The organism is Mesorhizobium sp. Primo-A (assembly GCF_003997175.1).
Taxonomy (GTDB): domain Bacteria; phylum Pseudomonadota; class Alphaproteobacteria; order Rhizobiales; family Rhizobiaceae; genus Mesorhizobium; species Mesorhizobium ciceri.
The window spans coordinates 413,586-430,906 of the sequence record NZ_RZTG01000004.1 but is presented as its reverse complement, the minus strand read 5'-3'; the positions used below and the strand labels follow the sequence as shown (position 1 = coordinate 430,906).

Annotated in this window: 15 protein-coding genes; 12 read left to right on the top strand and 3 right to left on the bottom strand. The window is 63.5% G+C overall.

Annotated features, from left to right (window positions below; genetic code table 11):
- Nucleotides 1-2: 2 nt before the first annotated feature.
- The 7 genes from EOC83_RS10315 (at nt 3) to EOC83_RS10285 (ending at nt 8,037) form a co-directional block, all read left to right on the top strand.
- Nucleotides 3-827, top strand: coding sequence for an ABC transporter permease (locus EOC83_RS10315; protein ID WP_013528250.1), 825 nt, complete (start codon nt 3-5; stop codon nt 825-827).
- Nucleotides 827-2,497 (top strand): ABC transporter ATP-binding protein, encoded by a 1,671-nt coding sequence (locus tag EOC83_RS10310; protein ID WP_013528251.1) that lies wholly within the window; start codon nt 827-829, stop codon nt 2,495-2,497. Before EOC83_RS10315 ends, EOC83_RS10310 begins: the two co-directional genes overlap by 1 nt.
- 185 nt (nt 2,498-2,682) lie before the next feature.
- Nucleotides 2,683-4,272: an ABC transporter substrate-binding protein gene (locus EOC83_RS10305; protein WP_024501943.1), complete on the top strand. Its 1,590-nt coding sequence runs from the start codon at nt 2,683-2,685 to the stop codon at nt 4,270-4,272.
- Between the two features lie 97 nt (nt 4,273-4,369).
- Nucleotides 4,370-5,209 carry an alkaline phosphatase family protein gene (locus tag EOC83_RS10300; RefSeq protein ID WP_024501944.1) on the top strand — a complete coding sequence of 280 codons (840 nt, stop codon included), beginning with the start codon at nt 4,370-4,372 and terminating at the stop codon, nt 5,207-5,209.
- A gap of 170 nt (nt 5,210-5,379) precedes the next feature.
- The gene (locus tag EOC83_RS10295; RefSeq protein ID WP_027163789.1) at nt 5,380-5,946 is read left to right on the top strand and encodes a sigma-70 family RNA polymerase sigma factor; all 567 of its coding nucleotides are present in this window, start codon (nt 5,380-5,382) and stop codon (nt 5,944-5,946) included.
- Nucleotides 5,943-6,611 carry an anti-sigma factor gene (locus tag EOC83_RS10290; RefSeq protein ID WP_082826721.1) on the top strand — a complete coding sequence of 223 codons (669 nt, stop codon included), beginning with the start codon at nt 5,943-5,945 and terminating at the stop codon, nt 6,609-6,611. The genes EOC83_RS10295 and EOC83_RS10290 overlap by 4 nt, the downstream gene beginning before the upstream one ends.
- On the top strand, nt 6,601-8,037 hold the full coding sequence (locus EOC83_RS10285; protein WP_063169817.1) for a S8 family serine peptidase: 1,437 nt from the start codon (nt 6,601-6,603) through the stop codon (nt 8,035-8,037). The genes EOC83_RS10290 and EOC83_RS10285 overlap by 11 nt, the downstream gene beginning before the upstream one ends.
- Here EOC83_RS10285 and EOC83_RS10280 read toward each other — a convergent pair.
- Both EOC83_RS10280 and EOC83_RS10275 read right to left on the bottom strand, forming a co-directional pair.
- Complete coding sequence (locus EOC83_RS10280; protein WP_013528257.1) at nt 8,034-8,543, bottom strand: hypothetical protein; 510 nt, start codon at nt 8,541-8,543, stop codon at nt 8,034-8,036. The two genes, EOC83_RS10285 and EOC83_RS10280, sit on opposite strands and share 4 nt — an antisense overlap.
- A 23-nt stretch (nt 8,544-8,566) precedes the next feature.
- The gene (locus EOC83_RS10275; RefSeq protein WP_063169816.1) at nt 8,567-9,385 is read right to left on the bottom strand and encodes a class I SAM-dependent methyltransferase; all 819 of its coding nucleotides are present in this window, start codon (nt 9,383-9,385) and stop codon (nt 8,567-8,569) included.
- Nucleotides 9,386-9,463: 78 nt separating this feature from the next.
- Between EOC83_RS10275 and EOC83_RS10270 the strand changes: the two genes are divergently transcribed.
- The gene (locus EOC83_RS10270; RefSeq protein ID WP_063169815.1) at nt 9,464-10,372 is read left to right on the top strand and encodes a LysR family transcriptional regulator; all 909 of its coding nucleotides are present in this window, start codon (nt 9,464-9,466) and stop codon (nt 10,370-10,372) included.
- A gap of 119 nt (nt 10,373-10,491) precedes the next feature.
- Here the strand turns inward: EOC83_RS10270 and EOC83_RS10265 are convergent, their stop codons facing one another.
- Nucleotides 10,492-11,514, bottom strand: coding sequence for a substrate-binding domain-containing protein (locus EOC83_RS10265; RefSeq protein WP_013528260.1), 1,023 nt, complete (start codon nt 11,512-11,514; stop codon nt 10,492-10,494).
- 361 nt (nt 11,515-11,875) lie between these two features.
- On the opposite strand from EOC83_RS10265, the gene EOC83_RS10260 reads away from it, so the two are divergent.
- From EOC83_RS10260 to EOC83_RS10245, 4 genes are all read left to right on the top strand, one after another.
- Nucleotides 11,876-13,231: an ABC transporter substrate-binding protein gene (locus EOC83_RS10260; RefSeq protein ID WP_013528261.1), complete on the top strand. Its 1,356-nt coding sequence runs from the start codon at nt 11,876-11,878 to the stop codon at nt 13,229-13,231.
- Between the two features lie 228 nt (nt 13,232-13,459).
- On the top strand, nt 13,460-14,473 hold the full coding sequence (locus tag EOC83_RS10255; protein ID WP_063169814.1) for a sugar ABC transporter permease: 1,014 nt from the start codon (nt 13,460-13,462) through the stop codon (nt 14,471-14,473).
- Between the two features lies 1 nt (nt 14,474).
- The gene (locus EOC83_RS10250; protein WP_063169813.1) at nt 14,475-15,629 is read left to right on the top strand and encodes a carbohydrate ABC transporter permease; all 1,155 of its coding nucleotides are present in this window, start codon (nt 14,475-14,477) and stop codon (nt 15,627-15,629) included.
- Between the two features lie 4 nt (nt 15,630-15,633).
- Complete coding sequence (locus tag EOC83_RS10245; protein WP_063169812.1) at nt 15,634-17,298, top strand: alpha-glucosidase; 1,665 nt, start codon at nt 15,634-15,636, stop codon at nt 17,296-17,298.
- Nucleotides 17,299-17,321: the final 23 nt, after the last annotated feature.

Genomic DNA, 17,321 nt, shown 5'->3' with positions numbered 1-17,321 from the left:
ATATGCTCGATATCAAACGCATCCCCATCCCCGCGCTGATCGGCATCGTGCTGACGGCATTGTTCGTGCTTGCGGCGGTCTTCGCCCCCTGGATCGCGCCGCACGGCAATGGCGAAATCGTCGGCGACGTCTGGGAACCGATGTCGGCTGCCCATTTGCTGGGCACCGACAATCTCGGCCGAGACCTGCTTTCGCGCATGATCTACGGCGCCCGCATCACTTTGTTCATCGCGGTGCTGGCCACCGCGCTGTCGTTCTCGCTCGGCGCCATTCTCGGCTTCTCGGCGGCCGTCTTCGGCGGCTGGTTCGACACGCTGCTGTCGCGCCTCGTCGATCTCTTGATGTCGATCCCGACACTGATCATGGGTCTCGTCGTGCTGTCGGTGCTGCCGACCAATCTGGTGACGCTGATCCTGGTGATGGGCATTCTGGATTCGACCCGCGTCTATCGCCTGTCGCGCGCGGTCGCCGTCGACATCAACGTCATGGACTATGTCGAAGCGGCGAAACTGCGCGGTGAAGGCAGCGGCTGGATCATCTTCCGCGAGATCCTCCCCAACGCATTGTCGCCGCTGGTTTCCGAACTCGGTCTGCGCTTCATCTACGCGGTGCTGTTCCTGTCGACGCTGTCGTTCCTCGGCCTTGGCGTGCAGCCACCGGACGCCGACTGGGGCGGCATGGTCAAGGAAAACAAAGACGGCATCGTGTTCGGCATCGCGGCCGCACTCATCCCAGCGGGGGCGATCGCGCTGCTGGCGATTTCCGTCAACCTGGTTGCCGACTGGGTGCTCAACCGGACGACAAGCCTCAAGGGAGGACGCGGGTGATGGCCGACACCAAAGCGAAGCTCGGGCAACCGAAGTCAGGCCTGCTGCTCGACATCCGCAATCTGCGCATCGAGGCTACCGTCTTCCCGCCCGGCGAACCGCCGAAGGACATCGTGCTGGTGCACGATGTCTCACTGACGCTCGAGAAGGGCAAGGTGCTCGGCCTGATCGGCGAATCCGGCGCCGGCAAGTCGACTATCGGCCTGTCGTCTATGGGCTACGGCCGCGGCGGCGTGCGCATCACAGGCGGCGAGGTGATCCTGAACGGCCGCGACATCCTCAAGGGCGGCAAGGACGGCTTCCGCAAATTACGCGGCCGCGAGGTCTGCTATGTCGCGCAGTCGGCGGCAGCGGCCTTCAACCCGGCGCACAGACTGATGGACCAGGTGGTGGAAGCCACCCTGCTGCACGGCACCGCGACACGCGCCGAGGCCGAGAAGCGCGCGGTTGCGCTGTTCAAGAAGCTCAGCCTGCCGAACCCTGAAACCATCGGCGAGCGTTTTCCGCACCAGGTTTCGGGCGGCCAGTTGCAGCGTGTGATGACGGCGATGGCCCTGTGCTCCGAGCCGGACCTGATCGTCTTCGACGAGCCGACCACGGCGCTCGACGTGACGACGCAGATCGACGTGCTGGCGGCGATCAAGGACGCCATCCGCGACACCCATGTCGCTGCGCTCTACATCACGCACGACCTTGCCGTCGTCGCCCAGGTCTCCGACGAGATCATGGTGCTGCGCCATGGAAGGCTGGTCGAATGGGGCGGCACAAGGCAGATCATCAAGGAGCCGCGCCAGGAATACACCAACGCGCTGGTCTCGGTGCATGAGATCGAACACCAGGAGCAGAAGCCCGGCACGTCGCCGTTCCTGTCGGTGAAGAACGTCACCGCCGCCTATGGCCGCAGCCATATCAAGGTGCTGAAGGACGTATCCGTCGACATCTATCCGGGCCAGACGCTGGCCGTGGTCGGCGAGTCCGGCTCCGGCAAGTCGACGCTGGCGCGCGCCATCACGGGACTTTTGCCACCCGAACAGGGTACCGTCACCTTCGACGGACGCGCGCTGGCCAACAGGCTGGCCGACCGGCCGAAGGAGGATCTGCGCCAGTTGCAGATGATCTACCAGATGGCCGATGTGGCGATGAACCCGCGTCAGACCGTCGGCACCATCATCGGCCGGCCGCTGGAGTTTTATTTCGGCATGCGCGGCCGTGAGCGCGACAGACGCGTTGCCGAACTGCTCGACAAGATCGAGATGGGCAAGGGATTTTCCGACCGCTACCCGGCCGAGCTTTCCGGCGGCCAGAAACAGCGTGTCTGCATCGCCCGGTCGCTTGCCGCCAAGCCGAAGCTGATCATCTGCGACGAGGTGACCTCGGCGCTCGATCCGCTGGTGGCACACGGCATCCTCGAGCTGCTGCTGGAGCTGCAGAAGGAAGAGAACGTCGCCTATCTGTTCATCACGCATGACCTTGCCACGGTGAAGTCGATCGCCGATTCAATCGCGGTTATGTATCGCGGCGAGGTGGTGCGTTACGGCCCCAAGGGCAAGGTGCTGAGCCCGCCCTTCGACGCCTACACCGACCTGCTGCTCTCCTCGGTTCCAGAGATGGAAATCGGCTGGCTGGAAAAGGCAATCAAGGGACGGCGCATGGCCAGCGCGGGGAACTAAAGCAATTCCGGGAAAACTGGGAACCAATACTGCCGGAAGAAAAAGGCAGGCGCTTCCCCTGGAAATTGTGTCAGACCAAGCTGCCACATAGGGGCGTCAGCGACCGTCATCCGGATGCAACACTAGAGCGCCACACGTCCTTCGGGACGAGCGCCGCTCGCACGACTTTTAAACAGGGGTAGGACATGAAAACTGAACTCGATTATCTCGCCGAACTCGCCGGTCACGGCCGGATATCGCGCCGTGCCTTTCTTGGGCGCGCCGCCGCGCTCGGCGTATCGGCGGCCATGATGCCGGCGCTGGCCGGCAAGGCATTTGCCCAGACGGCGGTGAAGGGCGGTATCATCAAGGCTGGCCTGCAGGGCGGGGAATCCACCAACAGCCTCGATCCGGCGCTGAATCTCAGCCAGGTAACCTTCAGCTTTGGCAAGCTTTGGGGCGAGTATCTTGTGCGCCTCACACCGGACAACAAGCTGGTCAACCTGATTGCCGAAGAGATTGGCGCCTCAGCCGACGCCAAGACATGGACGATCAAGATCCGCGATGGCATCGAGTTCCACAATGGCAAGACGGTCGGCGCGGAGGACGTTGCCGCCACCATCGAGCGCCATGCGGACGAGAAGTCCAAGTCCGGAGCACTCGGCATCCTCAAGAACATCAAGGGCGTCAAGGCGAGCGGCAAGGAAGTCATCGTCACGCTCGGCGACGCCGATGCCGACTTCCCCTATCTGATGGCCGACTACCATCTCGTCATCCAGCCGAATGGCGGCAAGGACGATCCGAATGCCGGCATCAGCGCCGGACCCTACAAGGTTAGCGTCAACCAGCCAGGCGTGCGCCATGGCGGCGAGCGTTTCGCCAATTACTGGCTTGGCGACAAGGCCGGCCATGCCGACCAGGTCGAGATCATCGTCATCAATGATGCGACCGCACGGCTTGCAGCCTTGCAAGGCGGCCAGGTGCACATGATCAACCGCGTCGAACCCAAGGTCGTCGATCTGGTCAAGCGCATCGCGGGCGTTTCCATCGAGAACGTCTCGGGCAAGGGCTACTATCCGTTCAACATGTTCTGCGACACCGCACCTTTCGACAGCAACGATCTGCGCATGGCGCTGAAGCTAGCCATGGACCGCGACGAGATGCTGGAAAAGATCCTGCGCGGCTATGGCTCGGTGGGTAACGACTTCCCGATCAACGAGGCCTATCCGCTGTTTTCCGCCGATATCGAACAGCGCAAGTTCGATCCGGACAAGGCGGCGGCAGCCTACAAGAAATCAGGCCACAGCGGCTCGATCGTGCTGCGCACCTCGGACGTCGCCTTCCCGGGCGCCGTCGATGCCGCACAGCTCTATCAGCAGTCCTGCGCCAAAGCCGGCATCAAGATCGAGATCAAGCGCGAACCCGGCGACGGCTACTGGTCGGAGGTCTGGAACAAGCAGCCTTTCTCGCTCTCCTACTGGGGCGGACGCGCCACGCAGGACCAGATGTATTCCACCGGCTATGTCTCGACCGCCGACTGGAACGACACGCGCTTCAAGCGGCCGGAATTCGACAAGATGCTGTTTACCGCGCGCGGCGAGCTCGACCAGGCCAAGCGCCAGGCGATCTACCACGATATGGCAGTGATGATGCGTGACGAAGGCGGGCTGATCGTGCCCTTCTTCAACCAGTTCATCGACGCGGCCGCCACCAACAAGATCGGCGGCTATGCCAAGAGCCCTATCGGCGAAATGATGGACGGCTACGCGCTTGCCGAGTGCTGGCTCAACGCTTGAGCGGACCCTGATCGTCCGATTTCATCTATCAGAACGCCGTGTGCCCGGGACGGCACACGGCGTTCCCGTTTCAACCGCCAACCGCATGGAGCAGCCCGTGGCGCTCAAATCCAAGCTTCTGCTGATCATCCTCGATGGCGTGCCTTACCGGAACTGGCGCCGGCTGATGGGCAATCTCGAAGGCTGGGTGCAATCGGGCGAGGCGCAGGTCTGGAAGATGCGCTCGGTGCTGCCGTCGACCTCGGCCTGCTGCTATGCCTCGATCCACACCGGGGTTTCGCCGCAGGTGCACGGGATTCTCTCCAATGAGAACCGTTTCCGCGTCGAGCAGCCCGATATCTTCTCCGAGGTCAGCAAGGCAGGCGGCAAGACGGGGGCGGTGACCCATTCCTACTGGTCGGAATTCTTCCGCGCCTACCCGTTCGACCTGGTGGAGGGCATGGAATTCGACGAGCCAGGCGGGCCGATCACGCATGGCCGCTTCCACACCATGACCGGTTACAATCTCCGCAACCAGATGACGCCGAGCGATGTCGACCTGTTCGCGACGCTGACCATGCTGACGAAACGCCATGGCATCGACTACGGCATCCTGCACACCTGCACGCTGGATTCGATGGGACACCGCTTCGGCCACGACTGCCACGAGATGGACCATGCCGTCTATGCGATGGACGGCATGCTGGCCGCCTTCCTGCCACGCTGGATCGAAGCCGGCTATGAGGTGATCGTCACCGCCGATCACGGCCAGACCGATCGTGGCCATCACGGCGGCCATGACGACGAGATGCAGGATTTCGCGCTGTATTATTTTGGACAAGGCAAAGGGCCGGATGCGGACACACTACTCGACCAGCTGCAGCTGGCGCCGACGGTGCTGAGCCGACTGGGCGTTCCCGTGCCCGCGACGATGAAGGCGAAGTCTTTCTTGGAGTGAGAAGCGGTCCGCGAAGCTCTTCCCTTCTGCCCTTGTGGGAGAAGGAAGAGGCGCACCTCTGGCAACCTCCGCGCTCTTCGGTTAGCCTCCGCAAAATTCCTTGGCGGAGGATGAACCTTTTTGGGCCGATCAGCGACAGAGCAGACAGGAGCCAGGCGGCTCGACCGGCCATGACGGCAGCGACGGAGACCGATCGCGCGCTTGTCGACCGGGTCGCGAAGGGCGACCGAGCCGCCGTGCGGCTCCTGTTCATGCGTCACCACGCGCGGGTCTACCGCTTCGTGGCGCGCCAGACGGGATCGGAAATGATGGCCGACGATATCGCCAACGAAGTCTTCCTCGAGTTGTGGCGCCAGGCGCCCGGCTTCGAAGGGCGTTCCGAAGTCTCGACATGGCTGCTCGGCATTGCCCGTTTCAAGGCGCTGTCCTTTCTGCGCAAGAAGAAGGAAGACTGGATCGACGACGAGGCCGCCGCCGCGGTGCCCGACGGCGCCGACACGCCGGAAGTCGTCACCATGAAGGAAGACAAGGCGGCCGCCCTGCGGCGCTTCGTCGACGCCTTGCCGGAAGAGCATCGCGTCGTCATCGATCTTGCCTATTATCACGGGCAGTCGGTGAGCGAGATCAGCGAGGTGCTCGACATTCCGGTCGCCACCGTCAAGACCCGGATGTTCTACGCCCGCAAGAAACTCGGCGAGGCTCTCAAGGCCGCCGGTTACGACAGGGGGTGGCCATGAGCGCCGCTGAAAAGATGTCGCGCCGCGACGAAATGGAAACGCTGCTGCCGTTCTACCTGAACGGCTCGCTGGAAGGTTCCGACCTGGAAGCGGTCGAGGAATGGCTGGCCAGCGATCCGGCCGCACTTGCCGCCCTTGGCGAAGCTGAAGCCGAATTCTCCGGCGCCACGGCCGCCAACGAAGCAATCCGGCCGCCGGCCGATGCGCTCAGCCGCTTTGCCAAGGCACTCGACGCCGAGGCCGGGCCTGCGCGCAAGCCGGCAGGATCGTCCTGGCTGGCGCAGGCCTGGGGCCGCTTTATGGCGGTGCCGGTCGGCGTCGCCTGGGCGGCAGCCGCGGTTCTGCTGGCGCTGGTCATGGTGCAGTCGTTTGTCGAACCCGGCGGAAAGGGCAATGATTTCGAGATTGCCGGCGCGCAAGACGATCTGGCGAAAATGCCGTACGCCCTGGTCAAGTTCAAGCCGGATGCGAAGATGTCGGACATTTCCGCCTTCCTCGGCAGCAACGGGCTGAAGATCGTCGGCGGACCGACCGCCGACGGCGTGTTCCGGCTTGGCATCCCGGCTGCCAACGCAGCCGACTACACCAGGCAAATCGGCCTTGTTGCCGCCCAGGCTTTCACGGAGACTGTGATCGAGGGAAGGAAACCGGTTGATGGCGGCTGAGGCGGTCATTCGATTTGCGGCAATGCTTGCGGCGGCGATGACAATCGTCGCCGTGCCCGCGTCGGCGCAGACCAACGATCCCAATCCCGACCAGACGAAAATCGACTGCCGCGACGGGACCAATGCGGCAGGCGCCGACTGCGCCAAGGATGGCAGCGACACAGAGGGCGGATCGGATGCGGCGCAATCCGGCGCGGTGTTCCTGCCGGCACTGATCGTCGACCTGTTTCCCAACCCGGCGGCGCCCCCGACCCCTGTGCCGACGCCACGGCCCGAACCGGCGACGCCGCCGGCCGACACTCAAGCCGGCCCCCCGCCCGGTGGCCCGATCGTCTCGCCGACCGATCTCATTGCCGTTCAGCCGCGGCGCGCGGTGGTTGGCGATTTCGTGCCCGACGAGGTGCTGGTGACCGTCGACGGCGATGCCGGCGCTGTCCAGCAGATCGCCGCCTCCTTCGGCCTGCAGGTGCGCTCGCAGCGCCAGTCGCGGCTGCTTGGCACCACACTGGTGCGCTTCGGCATTCCCGACGGCCGGCCCGTCGGCGTCGTGCTGGCGCAACTGGCCGCCGACGGCCGCACCCAGCGGCGCGAGCCCAATCACGTCTATTCGCTGCAGCAGGCCGCCGGCATCGTCAACTATGCGTTCGACCGCATTGCACTCGATTCCAAGCAGGCCAACGGAGAAAACGTCCGCATCGCGGTGATCGACACCGGCATCGACGACACCAACCCGGCGCTCTCGGGCGTCATTGCCGGGCAGTTCGACGCCATGCCCGACGTGCCAATCGAAAAGCGCGATCACGGCACGTCGATCGACGGGCTGATCGCCGGCGTCGGCGCGCTGGAAGGCATGGCACCGGGCGCAAAAATCTATCACGCCCGCGCCTTCGAGGACGGCAAGTCGACCATGGACGTCATCCTGTCGGCGCTCGACTGGGCGGCGGAACAGGACGTGCGCATCATCAATATGAGCTTTGTCGGGCCGAAGAACGATTTGCTCGGCGTCGCCTGCCGCAATGCCCGCGCGCTCGGCATGGTGCTGGTCGCCGCAGCCGGTAACAACGGGCCGAAGGCGCCCTATGGCTATCCGGCCGCCTTCGATGGTGTCGTCGCGGTGACCGCCACCGATGCCAAGGACGGGCTGATGCCGCAGGCCAATCGCGGCGCCTATGTCTTCATCTCGGCACCCGGCGTCGAGATGGTGGCGCCGAGCGGCGCCGGCTCGGATGTGGTCACAGGCACCTCGTTTGCCGCGGCGATCGTGAGCGGCGCCATCGCCAATCTCATCCATGCCGCGCCCGATCGCTCGGCCGACGACATCGAAAAGGCGCTCGCGGCAACGGCCAGGGATCTCGGCCCCAAGGGACGCGACAATGATTTCGGCTACGGCCTGCTGGACATCAAGGCGGCGGCGGCAAAGGACTAGTCTGCGACAGTCCAAGCCGCGGCTTGCGGAGGACGCACCAGAAAATAGAACGCGACGATGTGCGTGATCATCAGCAGCGGCACGTAGATGATCGGGATCGCGTAGGTGGCGCCCAGTTCGCCCGCACGCTGGGGGAGGCCGACCTGGATGGCGTGGTAATAGTCCACGATGAGGTCGACCGTCCCGACCAGATTGAAGGCGACGACGAGCGCCCAGAAGAGCTGAGGTATCCTCACCGTGAGCAGCGCCAGCATGGCCAGCACTCCTGTTGCAAGGTCGCCGTAGGCAGCAAACACGGCAAAGCCGGCAGGCAAATCGGGGCTGACGACACCCGGAACGAGGAAGACCAGCCCGAAGAAGCGGAAGCTGTGCAGAGCGGCAACAGCGCGCTGCGCCGCGACCCGGTCCATCGACCTGAGCCACGGCAAACCGTATGTAGCGAAGCAAAGCAGCCACGCGACATAGCCCAGAACAAGATGGATTTGGAATAGGACTTCGGTGGACATCTGGCCTCCTCTCGACAATTGGTTCATGCGGCCTCGAACACTGCGGTCAGGATACCGAGCCGACCTTGCATAAGATTTCGTCCGAGGTTGGCCGCAAGCTCAGCGAAGTCCGGTCCCATCACCACGCCGAGATTGGGCGAAGGCGGCGGCCCCGACGCGCGCAACTGTGCGAACCACGCCTTGGCGGCGTCGGTGTCGTCTTGCCATGCCAGCATGCGGAAGCTGGCCGGTTCGATCGCCTCGCGCGTCGCACCGGCTGTTAGGAGAAAGCTCGTCGCCGGCGTTCTCGCCCAGGGAAGCGGATAGTGCGGCTCGCCTCCAGACAGCACGACGTCGTATGTGGCAAACCTGCCGCCTGGCTTCAGCACGCGCCGAATCTCGCTGTAGAGCAGCGTCCGGTCAGAGATGTTCATCGCCACGTGCTGCAACAGCACCGCGTCGAAACGGCCATCGTCGAATGGGAGCTCCAATGCGCTGGCGGTCTGGAACGACAGCTGCCCGCTCTGTCCCGTGCGCTCGGTCAGATAGCGCGCGGCATCCACGAAAGGCTCGCTGAGATCCACGCCAGTAACCCGGCAGCCATAGGTCGCAGCCAGAAAGCGCGCCGGCCCACCGACGCCCGAGCCGACGTCCAGTATCGACATGTCGGCAGCGATCCCCGCCAATTGGGCAAGCTCGGCGGTGGCAGCTAGCCCACGGGTGTGAAACTGGTCGAGAACGCCCAATTGTTGGGGCGTGAGGAGCTGGTCCTCCGGGCCGAGGGCAGCCAACACCGTCTTCAGCCGCTCGGTCAGGCCCGTCGCGCGATAATGGTCGCGTACCCCTTCAAGTTCATCGGTCATCGCATGATGTCTCCTAGGTTCAGCTCATACCTAGGCCCACTTCCATAATTCGACTACCCGGCGTAATAACAACAACCTATGAAGCAGAACTACACAGTCCGACATGGTGCGCTGGAGGGCATCGAGGCGTTCCTGGCTGTCGCCAGGCACCGCAACTTCCGCCGCGCCGCAGCGCAACTCGGCGTGACACCGTCCGCCGTGAGCCAGGCGGTGCGCGCGCTGGAGGCACGCATGGGTGCGGCGCTGTTCGTCCGCACGACACGGAGCGTCGGCTTGACCGAGCCTGGCCAGCGGTTCCTCGATCGTGCCGGCCCTGCTTTCGAAGAACTCGTCGCGGCCGGCGAGGCCGTGCGTGACATCGGCCAACGGCCGACCGGTCTGCTGCGCCTGTCCGTGCCCCGCGCTGTCGTGCCGTTGATCCTGGAGCCGATGATCGCGTCGTTCTGCCGGGCTTACCCCGAGATCGAGCTGGAGATCGCCGCGAGCGACGAGATGGTCGATCTCGCGGCCGGCGGGTTCGATGCCGGCATCCGTCTCGGCCAGTTCATTGCGGTCGACATGGTCGCGGTGCGGCTAACCCCATCGTTTTCGTTCGTGGTCGTCGGCAGCCCTGACTATCTCAAACGCCACGGCCGCCCCGAACGCGTCGACGATCTGCGCAACCACGCCTGCCTGCGCTTGCGCCGTTCGAATGGCGCCATAGCGCCCTGGGCTTTCGTCGACGGCAACGAGACGATCGAGGCGATGCTCTCAGGCCCGCTGATAGCGCACGATTATCCGACATTGCTCGGGGCCGCGATGCGGGGCGTCGGGCTGGCGCAGACGCCTCGACCAATCGCTGAAGCTCCGATAGCCGAAGGTAAACTGGAACCGATGCTGGACGGCATCGCCGCCACGACGCCGGGCGTCTTCCTGTATCATCCCGGCAAGCGCCAAGTCCTGCCGAAGCTGCGCGCCTTCATCGACCACCTCAAATCCGCGGCGTGAGATGTCGGAATCCGGCCCCCTTGCGGTGGTCTCGCTACTGCCGGCGTCGGGCGAGATTGATGCGGCGTGAGTGTCGCGTCTCAACTCGATCCCGCAGAGCACATGGCTTTGATCTCCAGCTACGCCGGCGCACCGGCGACTGACCCTCTCACCACCAGGTCGACCGGCCAGACCTCGCCTCGCGCGCCCTCCTCCAGTCCTGAAATCCGTGCCGCCAGCCGCTCGGCGACACGGGCGCCGGCGAGACGGATCGATGAACGCGTCGTCGACAGCGGCACCGAGAAATTCTCCGGCCTCAGCCAGGGGAAGACATCGTCATGGGCGATCAGCGAGACGTCGCCCGGGATGCTCAAGCCGAGGTCGCGCACCGCACGCACGACGCCCAGCGCCATGATCAGGCTGGAGCAGGCGATCGCCGTCGGCGCGTCGTCCCCTTCCAGCAAACGCCTGGTGGCGCGGTAGCCGTTCTCCTCGGTCATATCGACCGAGCAGACATGGCGTTCGATCAATGTCAGTCCGCTCGCGGCGAGTGCCCGGCGCACGCCGCGTTCGCGATGGATGGCGAAGGTCTCGCGGCCGTCACCGTTGATCAGCGCCAGCCGCCGATGACCGAGCTGGATCAGCAGCCTGGCCGCTTCGTGGAAGGCGCCCTCATTGTCGATGTCGGTGAAGGCGTAGTCGAAATCGAAGCCCTCACTGCGGCCATGGACGATGAAGGGAATGCCGAGCGTGTTGACCAGCGCCACGCGCCGGTCAGCGGGCCTTGGAGAGGAGATATAAACAGCGTCGACCTGCCGGTTGGCGACGATGCGCCGGTAGGTCGTCTCCTGGTCGTCGGCGTCGGCCGGCGACAGCACAAGGTCGAGCTCGTGCGAGCGGGCATAGTCGCCAAGGCCGGACAGGAACTCGACGAAATGCGGATCGATGTCGACGGACGCACCGGTCGGCAGGACATAGCCGATCATGCCGGTCTTGCCGGTCGCCAGCCGGCGCGCGCTCGGGTTGGGCCGATAGCCATGGCGCTTGGCGGCATCCATGACACGCCTGCGCGTCTCCTCGTTGACCTCGGGATAGCCGTTCAGCGCGCGGCTTACCGTGGTTTGCGAAAGTGCCAGCATGTGGGCGAGCTGCTTGAGGTTCACGAAAGTCTCCATTCCCTCAAAGCGCTTTTAAATTGAATCGACCCAAGTGCCACCGGGGCCGAGCCATACGAAGCCCAACCATAGACGCGGTTTGGGCATGTTTGAAACAAAAATTGCTGCTGCACTGCCATAATAGCATGCTGCGACGCACTTTTAGGGCGAAAATGCGCGAACCTAAATCGATTGATTCGCCAGCCTCTTGACTTCCCCGCGATTCAATGGCGTGATCGAAAAAGCCAAAGCGCTTTGGAAGACTCTTCGAAAGGTTGCGGTTCCTTTCCGACTGAGTCACAGTCCTGCGGCGTCGGCGGGCGGAATGGAGGTTCCGTCCGGTGTGTGAGACCCACTGGGAGGAATACCGATGAAGAAAATGCTTTTGCTGGGTGCTGCGTTTGCCACGTTCGCCCTGAACGCGCCCGCGCAGGCCGAACTGAAGTTCAAGCCCGGCGAAGACAAGCGCTTCAACTGGGCGAACTACGAAGAGCTCAAGAAAGTCGACCTCAAGGGTGAAACGCTGTCGATCTTCGGACCGTGGCGCGGCGAGGACGAAGGCCTGGTGCGCGGCGTCCTCGACTATTTCTCGGAAGCCACCGGCGTCGAGATCAAATACTCCTCCTCGGAGAATTACGAGCAGCAGATCGTCATCGACACGCAGGCCGGCAGCCCGCCGAACATCGCCGTGCTGCCGCAGCCGGGCCTCATCCAGGACCTGGCGTCGAAGGGCCTTTTGACGCCGCTCGGTGACGACACCGCCAAATGGGTCAAGGACAATTACGGCGCCGGCCAGTCATGGGTCGATCTCGGCACCTTCAAGGACAAGGACGGCAAGCCGGGCTTCTTCGCCTTCCCTTACAAGGCCGACGTGAAGTCGCTGGTCTGGTACTCGCCGGACAATTTCGAGGAAGCCGGCTACAAGGTGCCGAAGACCCAGGAAGAACTCGCCGATCTCGAAAAGAAGATCATCGCCGATGGCGGCAAGCCGTGGTGCATCGGCCTCGGCTCCGGCGGTGCCACCGGCTGGCCGGCAACCGACTGGGTCGAAGACCTGATGCTGCGCACCCAGCCTCCGGAGGTCTACGACAAATGGGTGAAGAACGAGATCCCGTTCAACGATCCGGCGGTGGTCAACGCCATCGACATTTTCGGCAAGATCGCGACCGACGACAAGATGGTCGACGGCGGCGCCAAGGCGGTTGCGGCGACCGACTTCCGCGACAGCCCGAAGGGCCTCTTTTCGGTGCCGCCGAAATGCTACCTGCACCACCAGGCATCGTTCATTCCGACCTTCTTCCCGGAAGGCACCAAGGTCGGCCAGGACGCGGACTTCTTCTACTTCCCGCCCTATGCCGCCAAGCCTGAACTGGGCACGCCCGTGCTCGGCGCCGGTACGCTGGCGATGATCACCAAGGACAGCAAGAGTGCGCGCGCGTTCATCGAATTCCTGAAGATGCCGCTCGCCCACGAGATCTGGATGGCCGAGGGCGGCTTCGTGACGCCGCTCAAGTCGGTCAACAAGGATGCCTATGCCAGCGACGCGCTGAAGAAACAGGGCGAAATCCTCGCCAATGCCTCGACTTTCCGCTTCGACGGTTCCGACCTGATGCCGGGCAAGATCGGCGCCGGCGCCTTCTGGACCGGCATGATCGACCTGGTCGGCGGCAAGTCGGCACAGGACGTCGCCACCGACATCCAGAAGAGCTGGGACGCCATCAAGTAGACGGCTGGCACGTAGACGACCAACCATTCTCGCACTGGATTCGGACCGTACCGGCCCGGATCCGACGGCGGCCCGTGCCGCAGCCTTTCGTCATGAGCGCATTGACATGAAGCGCGATCGGCAATGTGCGCAAGCCGCCGATGACGCGCTCCAAACAACTGAATCGGCGCCTGGTCCCCGTCACCAAGGTCATTCCTTGTCGGGTCATGCGCAGGGGGAGAGGGACCCATGGCGGCTCAGATTTTCTCGGCCATATTCGTCATCATCGTCGGCGTCGGCGGTTGCGTCGCCTATTTCTGGGGCGCCAACAAACTGGTCGACCTGATATTCCCGTCACGCGGCGTCGCCGGTGCCGCGGCCATCGACAATCTACGCCGGCAAGGGTTGGTCCGCCCATGGCTGTTCGTCGGCCCGGCGATGATCATCCTCACCATTTACCTGATCTATCCGGTGGTCGAGACGCTGCGGCTGTCGTTCCTCGATCGCGGCGGCATCAGTTTCGTCGGCCTGGCGAACTATGAATGGGCGTTCGGCGACCGCGAGTTCCGCAACTCGATCCTCAACAACATCATCTGGCTGGCGGTGGTGCCGGCCGCCTGCACCTTCCTCGGGCTGATCATCGCCGTGCTTACGGACAAGATCTGGTGGGGCACGATCGCCAAGAGCCTGATCTTCCTGCCGCTGGCGATCTCCTTCGTCGGCGCCAGCGTGATCTGGAAATTCATCTACGAGTATCGGGGCGAGGGCCAGACGCAGATCGGCATCCTCAACGCCATCATCCAGCATTTCGGCGGCCAGCCGCAGGTCTGGATATCGCTGCCGTTCTGGAACAATTTCTTCCTGATGATCATCCTGATCTGGATCCAGACCGGCTTTGCCATGGTCATCCTGTCTTCCGCCCTGCGCGGCATCCCCGAGGAAACGCTGGAAGCCGCCGTCATCGACGGCGCCAATCCGTTCCAGATCTTCTGGAAGATCATGGTGCCGCAGATCTGGGGCACCATCGCCGTGGTCTGGACCACGATCACCATTCTGGTGCTCAAAGTATTCGACATCGTGCTGACCATGACCAACGGCCAGTGGAACAGCCAGGTGCTGGCCAATCTGATGTTCGACTGGATGTTCCGCGGCGGCGGCGATTTCGGCCGCGGCGCCACCATCGCCATCATCATCATGATTGCGGTCATTCCGATCATGGTCTGGAACATCCGACAGGCGAACAAAGAGACGGGAGGACATTGAGATGGCCGTCGCGACCGGAAATTCCTTCGCCAGCCGCTTCGGCGTCCACATCGCCGTGCTCATCTTCGTCGCGATCTGGACCATACCGACCCTTGGCATCCTGGTTTCGTCGCTGCGCGACAAGAACCAGATCATCGCCTCGGGCTGGTGGAACTCGTTCGCCAGTTCCACACAGACGGAAGCCGGCCGGCTGCCGCCCGCCTCGGCGCAAGTCGAGAAGGACGGCAAGTTCGTGCTCGAGGGCAATATCTTCGGCGACGGCACCAAGCGCGACATCAGCGCCTTCGGAATCAAATCGGCGGCACCGACGCAGTATCCCGCCGGCACCACAGCCGATCTCGGCGACGGCGTGACCTTGCAGCTCAATGCCGACGGCAGCTTCGTCATGCAGTCCCCGAAAGCGTTCGAAGGCGATCGCGGCCAGCGCGTCTATTATGCTTCGTCGGCGCCGCCGAAATTCACCACCGATAATTACAAAACCGTGCTGTTTTCCGAAGGCATCGGACGGTCTTTCATGAATTCCCTGACCGTCACCATTCCGGCGACCGTCATCCCGATCCTGATCGCCGCCTTTGCCGCCTATGCGCTGGCCTGGATGCGGTTTCCCGGCCGGGCGCTGCTGATCGCGGTCATCATCGGCTTGCTGGTGGTGCCATTGCAGATGTCGCTGATCCCGCTGTTGAAACTCTACAACGGCGTCGGCGCTTTCTTCGGCATGCCGTCGAAGACCTATCTCGGCATCTGGCTGGCGCATACCGGCTTCGGCCTGCCCTTCGCCATCTACCTGCTGCGCAGCTACATTGCCGGCCTGCCGCGCGAAATCATGGAATCGGCGCGCATCGACGGCGCCAGCGATTTCGAGATCTTCGTCAAGATCGTCTTGCCGCTGTCGTTTCCGGTGCTGGCTTCGTTTGCCATCTTCCAGTTCCTGTGGGTATGGAACGATCTGCTGGTGGCGATGGTTTTCCTCGGCACAGAGGCAGACCAGATCGTGCTGACCGCCAAGCTCAACGCGCTGTTGGGCTCACGCGGCGGCGACTGGGAGATTCTGACGACATCGGCTTTCGTGACCATCATCGTGCCGCTGATCGTGTTCTTCTCGCTGCAGCGCTATTTTGTCCGCGGGCTGCTTGCCGGCTCGGTGAAAGGAGGCTGAGACGATGCAATCCGCTTTGAAGGCCAGCTCGAAGCCTGACCTCGCCATCGATCGCGACTGGTGGCGGGGCGCGGTGATCTACCAGATTTATCCGCGCAGCTACCAGGACTCGAACGGCGACGGCATCGGTGACCTTAAGGGCATCATCGGGCGGCTACCCTACATCGCGGCACTCGGTGCGGACGCCATCTGGATTTCGCCATTCTTCAAGTCGCCGATGAAGGATTTCGGCTATGACGTGTCGGATTACTGCGACGTCGATCCGATGTTCGGCACGTTGGCCGACTTCGACGCGCTGACCGCCGAGGCACACAGGTTGGGCTTGAAGGTGATGATCGACGAGGTGCTGTCGCACACCGCCGACAACCACCCGTGGTTCAAGGAAAGCCGGTCGAGCCGCAGCAACCCGAAAGCCGACTGGTACGTCTGGGCAGACGCCAGGCCGGACGGCACGCCGCCCAACAACTGGCTGTCGATCTTCGGCGGCTCGGCCTGGCAATGGGACACCAGCCGCCAGCAATATTACATGCACAATTTTCTGGCCGAGCAGCCCGACCTCAACTTCCACAACCACGAGGTTCAGGACGCGTTGCTCGACGTCACCCGCTTCTGGCTGGAGCGCGGCGTCGATGGTTTCCGGCTCGACACCATCAATTTCTACTTCCACAGCCAGGGCTTGGAAAACAACCCGCCGCTGCCGCCGGAAGAGCGCAACGACCAGACCGCGCCGGCGGTCAACCCCTACAACTACCAGGACCATCTCTACGACAAGAGCCGGCCCGAGAATCTCGGCTTCCTCGAACGGTTCCGTGCCCTGCTCGATGAATATCCGGCAACCGCAGCGGTCGGCGAGGTCGGCGATTCGCAGCGTGGGCTTGAAGTGGTGGCCGCCTACACCGCCGGCGGCAAGCGCGTGCACATGTGCTACTCCTTCGATTTCCTGGCGCCGGAAAAGATCAGCGCGGGCAAGGTCCGCTCGGTGCTGGAATCCTTCGGCAAGGTCGCCAGCGATGGCTGGTCGTGCTGGGCCTTCTCCAACCACGATGTAATGCGCCCGGCCTCGCGCTGGGCCGCCAATGAGCCCGACCCGACCGCCTACCTCAAGGTCATCTCGGCGCTGCTGATGTCCTTGCGCGGTTCGGTCTGCATCTATCAGGGTGAGGAACTTGGGCTCGGCGAGGCCGACCTTCGGTTCGAGGATTTGCAGGATCCCTACGGCATCCGCTTCTGGCCTGAATTCAAGGGCCGCGACGGCTGCCGCACACCGATGGTGTGGGACGGCGGCGCCAAGAATGGCGGCTTCTCCCAGGCAAAACCCTGGCTGCCGGTGCCGGCCAAGCATTTGGCGCAAGCGGTCAATGTCCAGCAGGGCGACGAGGCTTCGCTGCTCGAGCACTACCGGCGCTTTCTCAGCTTCCGGCGTGCCCATCCGGCGCTGGCCAAGGGCGACATCACCTTCATCGAAAGTGAGGGAGATACCGTGGCCTTCACGCGCCGCGCAGGCAACGAGCAGATCGTCTGCGTCTTCAATCTGGGAGCCGGGCGGGCCAAGGTTGACCTTGGCGGCCGATCGCTGCAACCTCTGCCCGGGCACGGATTTTCGGGGCAGGCGAGCAGCGGTTCCATCGAGCTTGGCGGCTACGGCGCCTGGTTCGGGCGTCTCGACTGAATTTCCAATCACTGGAGGAAACC